Origin of the sequence: Lentzea sp. NPDC059081, assembly GCF_042738015.1 — a bacterium.
Classification (GTDB): domain Bacteria; phylum Actinomycetota; class Actinomycetes; order Mycobacteriales; family Pseudonocardiaceae; genus Lentzea.
The window spans coordinates 117764-132870 of record NZ_JBHYGW010000021.1 but is presented as its reverse complement, the minus strand read 5'-3'; the positions used below and the strand labels follow the sequence as shown (position 1 = coordinate 132870).

Below are 15107 nucleotides of genomic sequence, written 5' to 3'. Positions count from 1 at the left end.
CAGGCACGGAACCACCAAAGGCGACCACGCTGGAACCCGCACGGTCCCAGCCGCAACCACCGCCGGAACCACCCGAAAATCACCCGAAACCACCTAAGCTGACCCGCGTGATCCGAGTTCTCATCGCCGACGACGAGACCCTCATGCGCGCCGGCATCCGCCTGATCCTCGAGAACGACCCCGAGATCACCGTGGTGGCCGAAGCCAGCGACGGCAACCAGGCCGTGACCCTGACCCACCAGCACACCGTCGACGTGGCCCTGCTCGACATCCGCATGCCGGGCGGAGACGGCCTCAAAGCCGCGGAACAGATCGCCAAGTCCACCAACGTCGTCATGCTCACGACGTTCGGCGAAGACTCCTACGTGGCCCAGGCCCTCAAGGTCGGCGCCACGGGCTTCCTCCTGAAGGACACCCCGCCCCAGGACCTGATCACCGCCGTCCGCAAGGCGGCCAACGGCGAACCGATCCTCGCCCCGCAGATCACCAAACGCCTGATCGAACGCCACCTGACCGCCCCGGACGACGGCTCGGAGGCGCGCCGCAAGATCGACGCGCTCACGGAGACCGAGCGGAACGTCCTGGAGCTGGTCGGCGAAGGCCTGTCCAACACCGAGATCGGCGAGCAGCTCTACATGGCGACGGGCACGGTGAAGGCGCACATCAGCCGGATCCTGCCCAAGCTGGAGGTCACCAACCGGGTGCAGGCCGCCATCGTGGCCCACGACGGCGGCCTCACCCGGTCCTGAAGATCAGCTGGTCCTGGAGATCAGCGGGTCGTGAAGCGGTCCAGCGCCCGGATCTTGTTGGTGGCGTCCAGCGCCGCGACCTTGTACGCCTCGGACAGCGTCGGGTAGTTGAAGACGGTGTCGACCAGGTAGTCGACCGTGCCGCCGCAGCCCATCACGGCCTGCCCGATGTGCACGAGGTCCGTGGCACCGGTGCCGAACACGTGCACGCCGAGGATCTTGCGGTCCACAGTGGACACCAGCAGCTTGAGCATGCCGTACGCGTCACCGACGATCTGGCCGCGCGCCAGCTCGCGGTAGCGCGAGATGCCGACCTCGTACGGGATCGCGGACGACGTCAGCTCGGCTTCCGTGGCGCCGCAGTAGGAGATCTCCGGGATCGTGTAGATGCCGATGGGCTGCAACGCCGTCAGCTCGTGCACCGGCTCGCCGAACGCGTGGTAGGCGGCGAGGCGGCCCTGGTCCATCGACGTCGCGGCCAGTGCCGGGAAGCCGATGACGTCGCCGACGGCGTAGATGTGCTCGACGGGCGTGCGGTAGTGCTCGTCGACGGTCAGGCGGCCGCGGCGGTCGGCTTCGAGGCCGGCGGCGGCGAGGTCGAGCTGCTCGGTGCAGCCCTGGCGGCCCGCCGAGTACATGACGGCGGCGGCCGGGATGCGCTTGCCGGAGGCCAGGGTCGTGATGGTGCCCGACTCCGACACCGAGACGTCGACGACCTTCTCGTCGAACCGGAACGTCACCGCGAGGTCGCGCAGGTGGAACTTCAGCGACTCGACGATCTCCGGGTCGCAGAAGTCCAGCATCCGCTCGCGCTGCTCGACGACCGTCACGCGGGTGCCGAGCGCGGCGAACATCGACGCGTACTCGATGCCGATCACGCCGGCACCGACCACGACCAGCGACGACGGGATCTCCGTGAGCGCGAAGACCTCGTCGGAGTCGAGGATGCGCTCCTCGTCGAAGTCGACGACGGACGGACGCGCGGGCGTCGTACCGGTCGCGATGACGACGTACTCGCCGCTGATCGTCGTCCGGTCGCCGCGGTGACTTCCTTCCACCGCAACGGTGTGCTCGTCGACGAACCGCCCGAACCCGTTGAGCAGGTCGATGCCGTTGCGGTGCAGCTGCGCGCGCACGACCTGGACCTCGCGGCCGATCACGTGCTGGGTGCGCGCCATCAGGTCGTTGATCGTGATGTCCTGCTTGACCCGGTAGCTCGCGCCGTACAGCTCGCGCTGGCTCATGCCCGTCAGGTACATGACGGCTTCGCGGAGGGTCTTCGACGGGATGGTGCCCGTGTTCGCGCAGACGCCGCCGACCATCTCCTGCTTGTCGATGACCGCCACGCGCTTGCCCAGTTTCGCACCCGCGATCGCCGCCTTCTGGCCGCCAGGACCAGAGCCGATGACGATCAGGTCGTAGTCGTACGACGTCATGGTCAGCAGCCTACTTCGGCTGATCCGTTTCCACCCCTGAACGAAAAATGAATCCGTGCGACTACGGCACGTCACCGCGGAACGGGATGACCAGGTCGAGCAGCCGGGCCCTGGCACGGTACTCGGCCACGCGGTCCGCGAACGGCCGCATGACGATCTTGCGCACCTCGTCCTTCGACAGCCGCTCGTACGCGGGCACCGTGTCGTTGCTCAGGAAGTCCCAGCGAGCCGTGCGATCCGCGTAGTTGAACGCGGGCAGCGGACCGCCGAGCAGCGGCCGGTAGCGCGCCGGTGTCTTGCCACCCGGCACCGGCATCGGGCCGGCGACCGTGATCGCGTACGTGACGACCTCGCCGGGCGGCAGCAGGCGCGCCCGCGTCCGGTCGAACTGGTCGGGGATCACGATGTTCTGCTCGCGCGAGGAGAACGCCAGGACGGCCCGCGCCGGGTCGGCCCACGCGGCGGTGGTCGCCGGGTCGATGATGCCGGCGTCGCGCATCTCCTCGACGGCCCTCACGCCACCGTGCAGATAGGCGGCGTGCATCGCGCCGAGGTCCATGAAGATGTGCTTCTGCATCGACATCAGCATCGACGAGAACCAGCGCAGTTCCGGAACGGTGCCGAGGTCGAGCATCCCGGCCGCGAACGCGGGCGCGCCCATGTTCGCAAATCCCATCCACCTCAGCGATTCCGGGTGAGTGAGGTACAACTTCGCGTAGAAGTCGTACACGGCGAAGATCACCGCGCGGTTCGTGTCGGCACCCCGTTGCGGATCCCAGTCGGCCAGCCGCACACCCGCTTCATCGGCGGCGCGCACAATCCAGTACTGCCACAACAACGCTTTGAACCGCACCGGCGAGATGCCCTTGTCCCGGTACGAGGTGAGCGCCTGCTCGAGCTCGGCACGGTCGTACGGCAGGTCGGGGTGCACGCCACCCCGCTCCTCGCCGTTCCCGTTGACCAGCGGCAGATCCAGGTAACCGACTGTCTCCGCCTTGGTGGCACCCATGCTGCCGAGCACGAGCGCCGCCACCACCATGAGCACGCGCATGAACGCGAACTGTATCCGGAACTGGAGCGTTTTCTGTTCACACCCGCACCGGGTCAAAGGATGCTTTGCGAATTCGTTAGCAATTGTGACACGAATGGGGCCAATAATCTCAACAGGGCTACTCCTTATGGCTATACCGTTTGGGTGTGACACTTGAGGTTCCCTTGATCGAAGCGGTTCGAGCCGGACTCGAGGAGCGCGCGGATTCGCGCAAAGCGCCGGAGATGCAGGCGTACATGAAGTCCGACATGCCGTTCCTCGGCGTGCAGAAACCGGGACGCGCCGAACTGCTGAGGTCACTGCCCGTGATCGAGGACCGGGACGAGTGGCTCGCCGCCGTTCAGACGCTGTGGCGGGAGGCCACCTACCGCGAGGAGCGCTACGTGGCGCTGGCACTGAGCGGCGACCGGCGCTTCCAGTCCGTCGACCTGCTGCCGTGGTTCGACGAGATGACCGTGACGGGCGCGTGGTGGGACTACGTGGACGAGATCGCGTCGAGGCGGATCGGCCCGCTGCTGCGGTCGGCCCCCGAGGTCGTGCGGCCGCTGATGCTCCGCTGGTCGACCGACGAGGACCGCTGGCGCCGCCGGACGTCGGTGATCTGCCAGCTGGGCGCGAAGAGCGAGACCGACGTCGAGCTGCTCACGTCGTGCGTCGACGCGAACATCGCCGACCAGGACTTCTTCCTGCGCAAGGGCATCGGCTGGGCGCTGCGGCAGTTCGCGAAGACCGAGCCGGGGTGGGTGCGGGCGTTCGTGGAGGCCAGGCCGGACCTCTCACCGCTGTCCCGGCGCGAGGCCCTCAAGCACCTCTAGCCGTGCTTGGCGCGGCCCGAGTAGGTCAACGGGAAGACGAGCTCGGCGCACGCCGCCGGCACGTCCTTGGCGACCTGGACCTTCATCGTCACCTCGACCGAGCCGCCTGCCGGGATCTCGACGACGTCGGTGAGCGGCACGACCGTCAGCACACCGGCCGGACACGCGGTGACGCGCCGCTGGGTCGCGTCGAGGGGCTGGCCGGGCACCGCGGACAGGCTCTCGACGATGATGTCGACGCCGTTCGGGTTGGACAGCTGCACCTTGCGCTGCCCCTCCGCACCGGGTGTCAGCTCGACGGGCGCGCCGGAGATGTCGTTGATCTCGAACGGCTTGAGCTGCTGCATGTCCGACTCGCCGCTGCTCACCGAGTACGCCATCGCGGGCAGCTTCGGGTCCGGCCACGTGAGGTGCATGGCCGCCACGACGGCCGCGCCGACCATGAGGATCGTCAACGACACGGCGATCTCGAGGCGCGGACCCAGACTACGCATGGCGCAACTCTCCAGAGTTGTTGCTCCCAGGCGGTGGGTTCGCCTCTAGCTCCCCACCGGACCGGCGACCAGACTCGCCCGGTGGTTCATCGCTTCGCCCCTCGGCCCAGCGGGCCGCGTCGACAATCTTGGAGAAGCTTCACCTACTGCGCAAGCGTCCGACGGGCGCCGATTTCCCCTTGTAATGAGGGACTTTCGGCACCTTGACAGCTACGCAGGGCTACCACCTGCTGATTTGATCCCAAATTCCCATTCCCGCGGTTCACCCGATCGAGCGAACTTCTATGGGCAGTTTGCGTCCGGGCTCTGAGCGCTCTGCCAGGTTCCGGCGACGGATCGGACCTTCGCCCGCAGCGGAGTCCCGTTCGTGACGGTGTACGAGGGCGAGGTGACGCGGATCGGGCCGGTGAAGTTGCCCCCGCCGTTGTTGTCCTTGTCGCTCCACCAGACGTCGTAACCCGTCGCCCCCTGGACGGCCTGCCAGGTCACCGCGCCGGTGGACCTGGAGCAAGCCAGGCCGGTCGGCACGGTGACCGCGGCAGCCTTCGCACCAGCGGATCCCTGACCGCTGGTGGTCCAGGCCGCGGAGGCGGGCTGCGCCGCGAGGAGGCACAGCACCGCCGCGCCCGCGATGACGGTGCGCATCACGCGCTCGCGATCGTGACGGTCACCGGGATGGAGAAGTCCACGCCCTGGCACGCGTTGACCGCTCCCGAGATCATCGAGACCGAGCCCGCCATCGTGATCGCGACGGTGGCGCCGGCGGCGATCGGCGTGCCGGGGTTCTGCGTCGCGAAGCTCACCGTGGACGCCGGGCAGGAGCCCGACGCCGGCACCGCGCCGTTGGGGGCGACCGTGCTGACGACCACCGGGTACGGGTTCGGGTTCTTGACGGTGACGACCGCGGTACCCGTCGCGCCGGGGTAGAGGAAACCGGTGATGACCGCGCCGCCGGTCACCACCGGAGCTGCCGCCGTGGCCGCGGTGGCCGTGGCGTTGCCGGTGCCGGAGCTCGTCCAGGCCGCGTAGGCGACGCCCGAGCCGAGTGCGGCCGTCGCGACCGCGAAGATCACCACGCCTCGGCGGACGTACCGCCTGCGGACGAGTTCCTTGAAGCTGATCATGGCTTGATCGCCGTTCCCGAGTAGGTGAGGGGGAAGGTGAGGTTCTTGCAGGCGTTCGGGGCCGTGGCCGTCATGCGGACGGTCAGCGGTACGTCGGCGTAGGCGTTCTTGGCGATGAGGACCGGCGTGGTGACGGCCTCGACGGTCACGGCGTTCGCCGGGCAGTTCGGGGAGGGGCGCCCGACCGTCGTGTCGAGCCGGGTCACCTTGATGTCCTGGTTGTTGGGGTTGGTGACCCGCACCTTGCGGGTCACCGTCCCACCGGGGACCAACCCCGTCGCTGCGCCGACGTCCGCGATCGTGAACGCCTTGCCAGGGCTGTCCGCCGCGTCCGCCACCGGCGAGAGCGCGAACAGCACGACGAGCACGATCAGGGCGCGGCGCATGACTCAGGCGGCCGAGACGAGCGTCGCGGTCAGCGGCAGCGTGAAGGTCTGCGACTTGCAGTTGTCAGCGGCGTCCTTGTTCATGGTCGCCTGCAGCGTGTAGGAGGCCTTCTGACCGGCCGCGATCACGCCGCCGGGATTCGCCCCGGACGCCATGCTCGTGACGGTGCCGGCCACGCAGCCACCGGAGGTCTGCTCGGAGGAGCCGGCGCTGATCGAGGTGACCTGGACGGCGTAGCCGTTGGGGTTGTCGATCTCGACCACGAACGAGACGGTCTTGCCGGGGTAGAGGCCCGCACCGCTGACCGGCGTGATGTTCGAGCTGATCTCCCGGGTCGAGGTCACCGATCCGTTGCCGGAACCGGTGCTCGACCACGCGGCGTAGGCGATGCCGCCCCCGACGGCGACGATGGCGACTGCGGCGATGACTGCGGTGCGCTTGCGCATGTGGATCTCCAGAGGGTGGTGCCTGGCGGGAACAGCACCCAGTTTGGAGATCGACGGTCGGCTACACAGCGTGCACAAGGCACCAGAAGAAGGACCCACGAGGCACTGTTGTCAACCGGCATCCAGCGGCTACGCACATGCGCAATCGGAGGAACATGGCAGATGTTACGCGTGAGGCCCGAGATTCCGGAGAACCTCGGGCCTCACTCAGCGTGATCGGTCAGGCGCGGAGTGCTGCGCCCAGACGGTCGGCCGCGGCGGCGATGGCGGCGTCGCGGGCCGTGGTCGCCTCCTCCACGGTCAGCGTGCGGTCGGGGGCGCGGAACCGCAAGGAGTACGCGAGCGACTTCTTGCCCTCGCCCACCTGCTCGCCCGTGTAGACGTCGAACAGGCGCAGGTCCTCGAGCAGGTCGCCCGCGGACGCGCCCAGCACCTCGGACACCGACTGCACCGGCACTGAGGCGTCCACGACCAGCGCGACGTCCAGCAGGACCGGCGGGTACGGGGACACCATCGGTGCCGGGCGGTGGTCGTCCAGCGGGAGGGCGTCCAGGTCGAGCTCGAACGCCACGGTCCGCTTGGGCAGGCCCAGCGCCTCGACCACCTTCGGGTGCAGCTCACCGGCGTGGCCGACGGGCCAGTCGCCGACGCGCAGCTCGGCGCAGCGGCCGGGGTGCCACGGCAGCAGGTCCGACGCCACGACGCGCAGCGAGACCCCGTAGGCCTGGCCGACGCGGCGGGCCGCCTCGACGGCGTCCGACCAGTCGGCGATGCGGCCCTTGCCCCACCAGCCGGCCAGCTCGCGGTGGCCCGTGAGCACACCGGCGACGTGCAGCGGCTGCTGCGGCAGGGCGGCCAGCAGCGACGCCACCTCCGCCTCGGTGGGCCTGCGGTCCACGCCCAGCGACGGGACCGGGACCTGCTGCGCGCGCGGCAGCGTCACCTGGGCGACGTTGTAGAGCGCGACGTCGCGAGCACCGCGGGCCAGGTTGCGCTGCAGGGTCTCCAGCAGGCCCGGCAGCAGGGTCGTCGCGAGGACGTTCTTGTCCGACTCCAGCGGGTTCAGCACGCCGACGGTGTTGCGGCGGATGTCGTCCGCCGACAGCCCGAACGCGTCGAACACCGCCGGGTCGATGAACGGGAACGGCTTGACCTCGACGAACCCGTCCTCGGCCAGCGTGCGCCACACCGTGCGGCGGCGGCGCTGCTGCTCGGTCAGGCCGCGGCCGGCGGGGGCGGGCGGCAGCGTGGACGGGATCGTGTCGTAGCCCTCCAGCCGCAGCACCTCCTCCACCAGGTCGGCGGGCTGCACGAGGTCGGCGCGCCACGTCGGCGGGACGGCCGTGACGATCGTCTGGCCCTCCTCCGAGGTGGTCACCGAGACCTGGCAGCCGATCTGGCCGAGGCGGCGCGCCGTGACGCCCCGCGCGTAGCGGACGCCCGCGATGCGGTCCGGCAGGTCGATCGGCATCGACACCGGCTCCGGCAGCGTCGGCGCGCCGACGTCGGTGCGGCCGGGCTTGATCGAGCCCTCGGCGTAGTGGTTGAGCAGCTTCGCGGCCCGCTCCAGCGCCACCGGCGCGAGTGCCGGGTCGACGGTCCGCTCGAAGCGCTTGGCGGCCTCCGACGGCAGCTTGTGCCGGCGGACCGTGCGCGCGATGGACGCCGGGTCCCAGTTCGCCGCCTCGAGCAGGATGTCCGAGGAGGTGTCCTGGACCTCCGTCGACGCACCGCCCATCACGCCGGCGAGTGAAATGACTCCGCTGTCGTCGGCGATGACGATGTCGTCGGTGTCGAGAGCGCGCACCGAGTCGTCGAGCGTCGTGAGCTTCTCCCCCGCGTGGGCGCGACGCACGGTCAGCGCTCCGGACAGGGAGGAGGCGTCGAACGCGTGCAGCGGCTGGCCCAGTTCGAGCATGACGTAGTTCGTCACGTCGACCGGCAACGAGATCGACCGCATGCCGGCGAGCATCAGGCGGCGGCGCATCCACCACGGGGTGGGCGCGGTCGGGTCGACGCCGGACACGCGGCGCGCGACGAACCGCGAGCAGGCCGCGCGGTCCTCGATGTGGACGGGCCAGGCCTCGCCCTCGGGCTCCGGGATCTCGGCGAGACCGGGGTCGCCGAACGGGACCTCCAACGCGCAGGCGATCTCGCGGGCCAGGCCGCGGACCGAGAACGCGTAGCCGCGGTCCGGGGTCGGCGCCAGCTCGATCACGCTGTCGTTCAGGCCGAGCAGCTCCATGGCGTCGTCGCCGGGCTGCGCGGTGCCGGTGGGCAGCACGAGGATGCCGGAGTGGTCGTCGCCGATGCCGAGCTCGTCGGCGGCGCAGAGCATGCCCTGCGACACGCGGCCGTACGTCTTGCGCTCGGCGATCGTGAAGTCGCCCGGCAGGACGGCACCGGGCAGCGCGACGACGACCGAGTCGCCCTCGACGAAGTTCGTGGCGCCGCAGATGATGTTGTTGACCTGCTCGGGGCCGACCTCGACCCGGCAGTAGCGGATCGGCTTCTTGAACTCGGTGAGCTCCTCGATCTCGACGACGCGACCGGCGACGATCGGGCCGGTCACGGGACCGAGCGGGCTCACCTCCTCGACCTCGATGCCGATGCGGGTGAACGCCTCGGAGAGCTCGTCGGGCGTGGGGACTTCGTCGAAACCGAGGTGTTCGACCAGCCAGCTGACCGGGATGCGCATCCGGATCAGGCCTCCGTTCCGAAAGGCTGGGTGAAGCGGACGTCGCCCTCGACCATGTCGCGCATGTCGGGAAGGCCGTTGCGGAACTGCAGCGTGCGTTCCAGGCCCATGCCGAACGCGAAGCCGGAGTACACGTCCGGGTCGACGCCGGTGGCGCGCAGCACGTTGGGGTTGACCATGCCGCAGCCGCCCCACTCGACCCAGCCGGCGCCGCCCTTGCGCTCCGGGAACCACACGTCGACCTCGGCCGACGGCTCGGTGAACGGGAAGAAGGAAGGACGCAGGCGGGTCTTCGAGTCCTCGCCGAACATGGCGCGCGCGAACGCGTCCAGGGTGCCCTTGAGGTGGCCCATCGTCAGGCCCTTGTCGACCGCGAGACCCTCGACCTGGTGGAACACCGGGGTGTGGGTCGCGTCGAGCTCGTCGGTGCGGAACGTGCGGCCGGGGCACACGACGTACACCGGCAGGTCGCGCTCCAGCAGCGTGCGGGCCTGGACCGGGGAGGTGTGCGTGCGCAGGACCAGCTGCGAGTCGCCGGGCGCGATGTAGAAGGTGTCCTGCATCGAACGGGCGGGGTGGTCCTTGCCGAAGTTCAGCGCGTCGAAGTTGAACCACTCGGTCTCGAGCTCGGGGCCCTCGGCGATCTCGTAGCCCATGGCCACGAAGACGTCGCCGATGCGCTCGGCGAGGGTGGTGATCGGGTGGCGCGCGCCGCGCGGGAAGCGGTCCCAGGGCAGCGTGACGTCGACGGACTCCTCGCGCAGCACCCGCTCGTCGCGCTCGACCTGGAGCACGGCGTGGCGCTCGTCGAACGCGGTCTTGATCGCGGACTGCGCCTGGTTGACCCGCTTGCCGGCCTCGGCCTTGGCCTTGGGGGGCAGGGCACCGATCTCGCGGCGGGCCAGCAGCACGGGCGACCGGTCACCGAGGTGGCCCGGCTTGACCGAGGCGAGCGCCTCGAGGTCGGCTGCTCCGGCGAACGCCTCGCGCGCCTTCTGCACGGCCGCGTCGAGGTTCTCGGCCGACAGCGCCGCGACCTCCTTCGGGTCGTACGGGTCGTTGGCTCCGGACATGGTGGTAGGACAGCTCCCGTCACGGACTTCGGTAGTGAACAGGCCGATCGTAGTCGGTGCGGAGTTGACCGCTCCCGCACGTTCGGTTAAAGGGCGGCGTCGAAGCGCTCCACCTACCTAATATGGGCGGCATCATGTCGCACACCTTCCGCGTCGACCTGCGCGGCATCATCGACCTGCTCAGCCACCACCTCTACAGCAGCCCGCGCGTCTACGTGCGGGAACTGCTGCAGAACGCCGTCGACGCGATCACGGCGCGGCGCGAGCTCGACCCGTCCTGCCCGGCCGGCGTCACGATCACCTGCGGCACCACGCTGACGATCACCGACACCGGCGTGGGCCTCACCGAGGACGAAGTGCACGAGCTGCTCTCGACGCTCGGGCGCACCTCGAAGCGCGATGACCTGGGGTTCGCGCGCGAGGGGTTCCTCGGGCAGTTCGGCGTCGGCATGCTGTCGTGCTTCCTCGTCGCCTCCTCGGTGACGGTGATCACGCGGTCCGCTCGCGGCGGGTCGGCCGTGCGCTGGGAGGCGGACGCGTCGGGCAACTACACGGTGTCCGAAGTGGACACTGCGGAGGGTGAGGTGCCCGTCGGCACCACGGTGGTGCTGAGTGCCTCGCGCGGCAACGAGCACTGGCTCGAGGCGGACGTCGTGCGGCCGTTGGTGAGCGACTACGGCGACCTGCTGCCGGCTGTGGTGACGCTGGACGGCGACGTGGTGACCCGCGGCGAACGGCCGTGGGATGACGAGAACGCCGACCTTTCCGAATATTGCGAGCAGATCTTCGGGTTCACGCCGTTCGAGGCGATCCCGATCGAGGTCGAGGCGGCCGGGCTGACCGGTGTCGCGTTCGTGCTGCCGTCCGGCGTGCACCCCGGGACGCGGCAGACGCACCGCGTGTACCTGAAGCGCATGCTCGTCGGCGACAACGTCGAGGGCCTGCTGCCGGACTGGGCGTACTTCGTGCGGTGCGTGGTCGACGCGTCCGCCGTCCGGCCGACGGCGTCGCGCGAGTCGCTGTACCAGGACGAGATGCTGCTGGCGGTGCGCGAGGAGCTGGGCGAGCAGATCCGCGACTGGCTGATCAGGCTGGACGCGATCGAGCCGCGCCGGGCAGGGGAACTGCTGGCCGCGCACCACCTCGGCATCAAGTCGCTGGCGCGCTCGGACGACGAGATGCTGCGGCTGGTCGAGCGCTGGCTGCCGTTCGAGACGACCGACGGCCCGGTCCCGCTGCGGCAGTTCAAGCGCAAGCACGGCGCGATCCTCTACATCCCGGACGTCGACGAGTTCCACCAGCTCGCGCCGGTCGCGGCCGCGCAGGGCCTGGGCCTGGTCAACGCCGGCTACGCCTACGACCTGGAGCTGCTGAACCGGCTCGGCGCGCTCGACGGTCCCGCCGTCGCGCGCCGCGTCGCGCCGTCGGAGCTGCTGGCCGCGCTGGCCGACCCGGAGCCGGACATCGAGACGGCGTTGCGGCTACGGCTGTCCGAGGCCGCCGCGGCGCTCGACCGGCACGACTGCGACGCGGTGATCCGCGACTTCGACCCGGTCTCGCTGCCCGCACTGCTGATCACCAACGCCGAGCAGCAGCGCAAGCTCGACACCGAGCAGGCCGCCGAGGAGACGACCGACCCGTTGTGGGCGGAGCTGCTCGGGCAGCTGACCGCCGGGTCCGAGTCGTCGCGGGCGGAGCAGCTGGTGCTCAACTGCCGCAACCCGCTCGTGCAGCGGCTGGCGCGGCTGACCGACCCGTCGCTCGTGGAGCTGACGCTCGAGTCCCTGTACGTGCACGCCGTCCTGCAGGCGCGGCGGCCGATGCGACCGAAGGACACGGCGGCGTTGAACCGCTCGTTCCTGGAACTCCTGGACCGCGCTGTTGGGGGAAAGTGACGATGGCCGACTTCACCGCCGAGGACGCCGAGCGGGCGTTCCTCGACGCGTACAACATGCCGACGGGCATGCCGAAGCACGAGGCGCTGGAACGGGCCGCGCGCATGTCCGACGCGCTCGGGCACCTGCCGCTCGGCGTCTCGTGCCGGATCGCGATGATCGACTCGGCGTACTACCTCGCGCGCTACGACCTGATGCTCGCGCCGTTCGCGTGGGTGCGGGCGGCCGAGGAGAAGGACCCGGAGGCGTTCAACGACTACGAGGTCCACTCGCTGAACTGGTCGCACAAGTGGGTCGCGACGGGGCTGCGGCGGGACCCGCGGTTCTCGCTGGAGCAGGTGCGCGCGGTCGTCGAGCAGCTCGCCGACCGCTACGGGCGCCTGGGTTTCTCGGTGCAGCCGGTGCACGGCGCCCGCGCCGAGCTGGCCTACCACGTCGGGGACATGACGGCGCTGGCCGAGCACCTCGGCAAGTACCTCGCCACCGAGTCGGGGCCGATGGCGGACTGCGACGCGTGCGTGGTCGAGGAGCAGGTGTGGATGCTGGCGCGGCTGGGCCGGCACCACGAGGCCGCCGCGCACGGCTGGGAGGGCCTGTCCGGCAACACGGGCTGCGCCACGCAGCCGCAGGGAATCCTGACGGCGCTGCTGTGGCCGTTGCTGGAGATCGGTGACACCGAACGGGCGGCGCACGCGCACTCCACCGCGTACCGGTTGATCAAGGAAGACGAGATCACCTCGTACGTGCACGAGCACATCCGGTTCTGCGCGCTGACCGGCAACGTGGCGCGCGGTGAGGAGATCCTGCGCCGCTCGCTGCACAAGGTGACGGCGAAGCAGCTGCCCGCCGACGAGATGTCGTTCGCGGAGTGCGCTTCCGTGCTGCTGCAGCGGATCAGGCCCGACGTGCTGTTCGATGTGCCCGGTGCCGGCCCGCTGAGCGCGGCGGAGCTGCTCGACCGGCTCGTGGACAGGGCGGTGGAGCTCGCGGAGGCGTTCGACGCGCGCAACGGCACGCCGGCGTGGACCGACCGGGTCACGGAGGCGCTGGACCACAAGGACTACCCGCACGTCGAGCTGGCCGTCCCGGCCGCACCGGTCGTGCCGGTCGCCGCGGAACCGCTCGTGTCCGGCGACCCGGTGGAGATCGCCGAGTCGATGGTGACCCTGTACGAGCAGGGTGACTTCGTGCAGGCGCGGCGGATGCTCGACTCGCTGCCCGCGGACATGGACTCGTTGCTGCCGCCCGACCTCGCCGCCCACGCCGGGATCAGGCGGATGACGACGGGACTGGTCCCGTTCGACCCGCCGAGGTTCGAGGAGCTGCTGACCGCGCTGCCCGCCGACCTGGCGCTGCGGTACCAGGCGCGGATGGCGATGGGCCTCGAAGGCGGCCTGGAACTGGCCGAGAAGTGCCTCGCCGAGGCGACGTCCGACCACACGCGGACGATCGCGGCGCTGACGCTGAGCGAGCTGTACGACGACAACCACTCGCACGACCGCGCGGCCGAGATGCTCGCCCTGGCGTCCTCTTTGGACGTTCCGGAGCTGCGCGGCCGCGTTGCCGTGGAAGCCGCGGAACACCGTGCGCGGCAACAGGACCTCGAAGGCGCGTACGCGGATGTCGTGTCCGCGATGGCCGGCGACCTGCGGCCGAACGCGCGGTTCGAGGGCTACCGGCTGCGTCTGCGGCTGGAGACGTTGCTGCAGCGCGTGCCCGAGGCCGTGGCGACCTCGCGGGAGTTCGTAGCGGCGTTCCCGCTGCCGGAGTCCGCCGAGACGCGCTGGTACCAGGTCGGGGCGATCCAGGAGCTGGACCAGGAAGGCGCCTGTCTGGGCGACCTGCGCGAGGCCGTGGCCGTGTCGCGCGTGCACCTCTCCGACGGGCACACCGCGCACTTCTGCTTCGCGCTGAGCGGCGGGTACGTGCAGACCGACCGGTTCGTCGAGGCGGCCGAGGTGCTGGAGGAGTCGCTGCGGCTGCTGCAGGACGGGCAGGACGACCTGCGGTTGCAGGTCGTGTTCCGGCTCGGCCAGGTCTGCCGGAAGCTCGGCGAGTTCCCCGCTGCCGAGCGGTACCTGCGGGAGGCCGTGGAGCTGTTGCCCGCGGAGGAGATCGGGCGGCGGGCGTTCCTGCTCGACGCGCTCGCGTCCGTGCAGGGGCGGCTGGAGCGGCACGACGAGGCTGTCGCTTCTTGGCGGGCAGCTGCGGCGTTGTGGCAGCAGGAGGGGAACCTGTCCGAAGCCGTCGGGTCGTTGGTCGAGCTGGCTTCCACCCTGCCGGATGACGAGGTGGTGGAGACCACCGCCGCCGTCGACGATGCTTCGGCTTTGTTGCCGTTGCTGGATGATCCGGCCGAGGTGACTCGGCGGCAGGCCGAGATCCTGGCTGTTCGGGCTTGGGTGGCCGGGCAGTCCGAGGCGTTTTCTGTTGCTGTGCAGCATTATCGCGATGCTGAGGCGTTGGTCGCGTCTCTTGGGGATGCGAACTGGCGGGTGTTCGTGGTGTTGCGCACCGCCCAGGTTTTGTTGCGGGGTGAGGATGCTTCGGGGGCTGAGGTCGAGGCTCGGCGGGCTGCGTCGTTGTTGCCTGATGATGGTCAGGTGGGGAATGTGCTTTCGGTGCTGTCCGAGGCTTTGAGGCGGCAGGGGAAGGCTTCTGGGACTGACCCTCTGGTTCGGGAGTTGACTGCTCGATTGGATTGAGGGGTCGCGACTTCGTGGGTGGTTGCGTTGGTGCGTGCGGGTTCCGGTTTCGTGCGCGGGGCTCTGCCCCGGACCCCGCCAACTGATCAAAGACCGGCCAGCGCCCTCGGCGGGTTGATGGCACGCCTGTTTGTGTTGGGCGGCTTGCTGTTGCGTAGGTGGGGCGCGATTCCGTGGGGTGGGGGGACTCGCGCGGGAACCCGGTTGGCGGAAACACCCCCCCCACCCCCGCCC

General features: G+C 70.0%; 13 protein-coding genes. 4 read left to right on the top strand and 9 right to left on the bottom strand.

What is annotated here, in order from left to right; translation table 11 throughout:
- The first annotated feature begins 107 nt into the window (after positions 1 to 107).
- Positions 108 to 749: a response regulator gene (locus ACFWV3_RS34250; RefSeq protein ID WP_382417521.1), complete on the top strand. Its 642-nt coding sequence runs from the start codon at positions 108 to 110 to the stop codon at positions 747 to 749.
- A gap of 20 nt (positions 750 to 769) precedes the next feature.
- Here ACFWV3_RS34250 and sthA read toward each other — a convergent pair whose 3' ends face one another.
- A complete protein-coding gene (sthA, locus tag ACFWV3_RS34245; protein ID WP_382417519.1) occupies positions 770 to 2185 on the bottom strand; it encodes a Si-specific NAD(P)(+) transhydrogenase in 1416 nt (471 codons plus the stop codon).
- Between the two features lie 61 nt (positions 2186 to 2246).
- Entirely contained in the window at positions 2247 to 3236 is a 990-nt protein-coding gene (locus ACFWV3_RS34240) for a hypothetical protein (RefSeq protein ID WP_382417518.1), read from the bottom strand.
- A gap of 146 nt (positions 3237 to 3382) precedes the next feature.
- Here ACFWV3_RS34240 and ACFWV3_RS34235 point away from each other — a divergent pair, with 146 nt between their 5' ends.
- A complete protein-coding gene (locus tag ACFWV3_RS34235) occupies positions 3383 to 4051 on the top strand; it encodes a DNA alkylation repair protein (RefSeq protein WP_382417516.1) in 669 nt (222 codons plus the stop codon).
- On the opposite strand, the gene ACFWV3_RS34230 is transcribed toward ACFWV3_RS34235, so the two are convergent.
- From ACFWV3_RS34230 to pheS, 7 genes are all read right to left on the bottom strand, one after another.
- The gene (locus tag ACFWV3_RS34230) at positions 4048 to 4545 is read right to left on the bottom strand and encodes a hypothetical protein (protein ID WP_382417514.1); all 498 of its coding nucleotides are present in this window, start codon (positions 4543 to 4545) and stop codon (positions 4048 to 4050) included. The two genes, ACFWV3_RS34235 and ACFWV3_RS34230, sit on opposite strands and share 4 nt — an antisense overlap.
- Before the next feature lie 282 nt (positions 4546 to 4827).
- The gene (locus ACFWV3_RS34225; protein WP_382417512.1) at positions 4828 to 5190 is read right to left on the bottom strand and encodes a hypothetical protein; all 363 of its coding nucleotides are present in this window, start codon (positions 5188 to 5190) and stop codon (positions 4828 to 4830) included.
- On the bottom strand, positions 5190 to 5669 hold the full coding sequence (locus ACFWV3_RS34220) for a hypothetical protein (protein WP_382417510.1): 480 nt from the start codon (positions 5667 to 5669) through the stop codon (positions 5190 to 5192). Before ACFWV3_RS34220 ends, ACFWV3_RS34225 begins: the two co-directional genes overlap by 1 nt.
- On the bottom strand, positions 5666 to 6055 hold the full coding sequence (locus tag ACFWV3_RS34215; RefSeq protein ID WP_382417508.1) for a hypothetical protein: 390 nt from the start codon (positions 6053 to 6055) through the stop codon (positions 5666 to 5668). The genes ACFWV3_RS34220 and ACFWV3_RS34215 overlap by 4 nt, the downstream gene beginning before the upstream one ends.
- 3 nt (positions 6056 to 6058) lie before the next feature.
- Positions 6059 to 6502, bottom strand: coding sequence for a hypothetical protein (locus ACFWV3_RS34210; RefSeq protein ID WP_382417506.1), 444 nt, complete (start codon positions 6500 to 6502; stop codon positions 6059 to 6061).
- A gap of 220 nt (positions 6503 to 6722) precedes the next feature.
- Complete coding sequence (gene pheT / locus ACFWV3_RS34205) at positions 6723 to 9200, bottom strand: phenylalanine--tRNA ligase subunit beta (protein WP_382417504.1); 2478 nt, start codon at positions 9198 to 9200, stop codon at positions 6723 to 6725.
- A 5-nt stretch (positions 9201 to 9205) separates the two neighbouring features.
- On the bottom strand, positions 9206 to 10273 hold the full coding sequence (gene pheS, locus ACFWV3_RS34200) for a phenylalanine--tRNA ligase subunit alpha (protein ID WP_382417502.1): 1068 nt from the start codon (positions 10271 to 10273) through the stop codon (positions 9206 to 9208).
- A gap of 134 nt (positions 10274 to 10407) precedes the next feature.
- Between pheS and ACFWV3_RS34195 the strand changes: the two genes are divergently transcribed.
- Positions 10408 to 12168 carry an HSP90 family protein gene (locus ACFWV3_RS34195; protein WP_382417500.1) on the top strand — a complete coding sequence of 587 codons (1761 nt, stop codon included), beginning with the start codon at positions 10408 to 10410 and terminating at the stop codon, positions 12166 to 12168.
- A gap of 2 nt (positions 12169 to 12170) precedes the next feature.
- Complete coding sequence (locus ACFWV3_RS34190; protein WP_382417498.1) at positions 12171 to 14873, top strand: hypothetical protein; 2703 nt, start codon at positions 12171 to 12173, stop codon at positions 14871 to 14873.
- The last annotated feature ends 234 nt before the right edge of the window (positions 14874 to 15107 follow it).

Excerpts from the sequence above, each read along its gene's own strand:
- sthA (WP_382417519.1), bottom strand. The coding sequence starts at position 2,185 with ATGACGTCGTACGACTACGACCTGATCGTCATCGGCTCTGGTCCTGGC.
- ACFWV3_RS34190 (WP_382417498.1), top strand. The coding sequence starts at position 12,171 with ATGGCCGACTTCACCGCCGAGGACGCCGAGCGGGCGTTCCTCGACGCG.
- ACFWV3_RS34220 (WP_382417510.1), bottom strand. The coding sequence starts at position 5,669 with ATGATCAGCTTCAAGGAACTCGTCCGCAGGCGGTACGTCCGCCGAGGC.
- ACFWV3_RS34210 (WP_382417506.1), bottom strand. The coding sequence starts at position 6,502 with ATGCGCAAGCGCACCGCAGTCATCGCCGCAGTCGCCATCGTCGCCGTC.
- ACFWV3_RS34195 (WP_382417500.1), top strand. The coding sequence starts at position 10,408 with ATGTCGCACACCTTCCGCGTCGACCTGCGCGGCATCATCGACCTGCTC.
- ACFWV3_RS34215 (WP_382417508.1), bottom strand. The coding sequence starts at position 6,055 with ATGCGCCGCGCCCTGATCGTGCTCGTCGTGCTGTTCGCGCTCTCGCCG.
- pheS (WP_382417502.1), bottom strand. The coding sequence starts at position 10,273 with ATGTCCGGAGCCAACGACCCGTACGACCCGAAGGAGGTCGCGGCGCTG.
- pheT (WP_382417504.1), bottom strand. The coding sequence starts at position 9,200 with ATGCGCATCCCGGTCAGCTGGCTGGTCGAACACCTCGGTTTCGACGAA.
- ACFWV3_RS34225 (WP_382417512.1), bottom strand. The coding sequence starts at position 5,190 with ATGCGCACCGTCATCGCGGGCGCGGCGGTGCTGTGCCTCCTCGCGGCG.
- ACFWV3_RS34230 (WP_382417514.1), bottom strand. The coding sequence starts at position 4,545 with ATGCGTAGTCTGGGTCCGCGCCTCGAGATCGCCGTGTCGTTGACGATC.
- ACFWV3_RS34240 (WP_382417518.1), bottom strand. The coding sequence starts at position 3,236 with ATGCGCGTGCTCATGGTGGTGGCGGCGCTCGTGCTCGGCAGCATGGGT.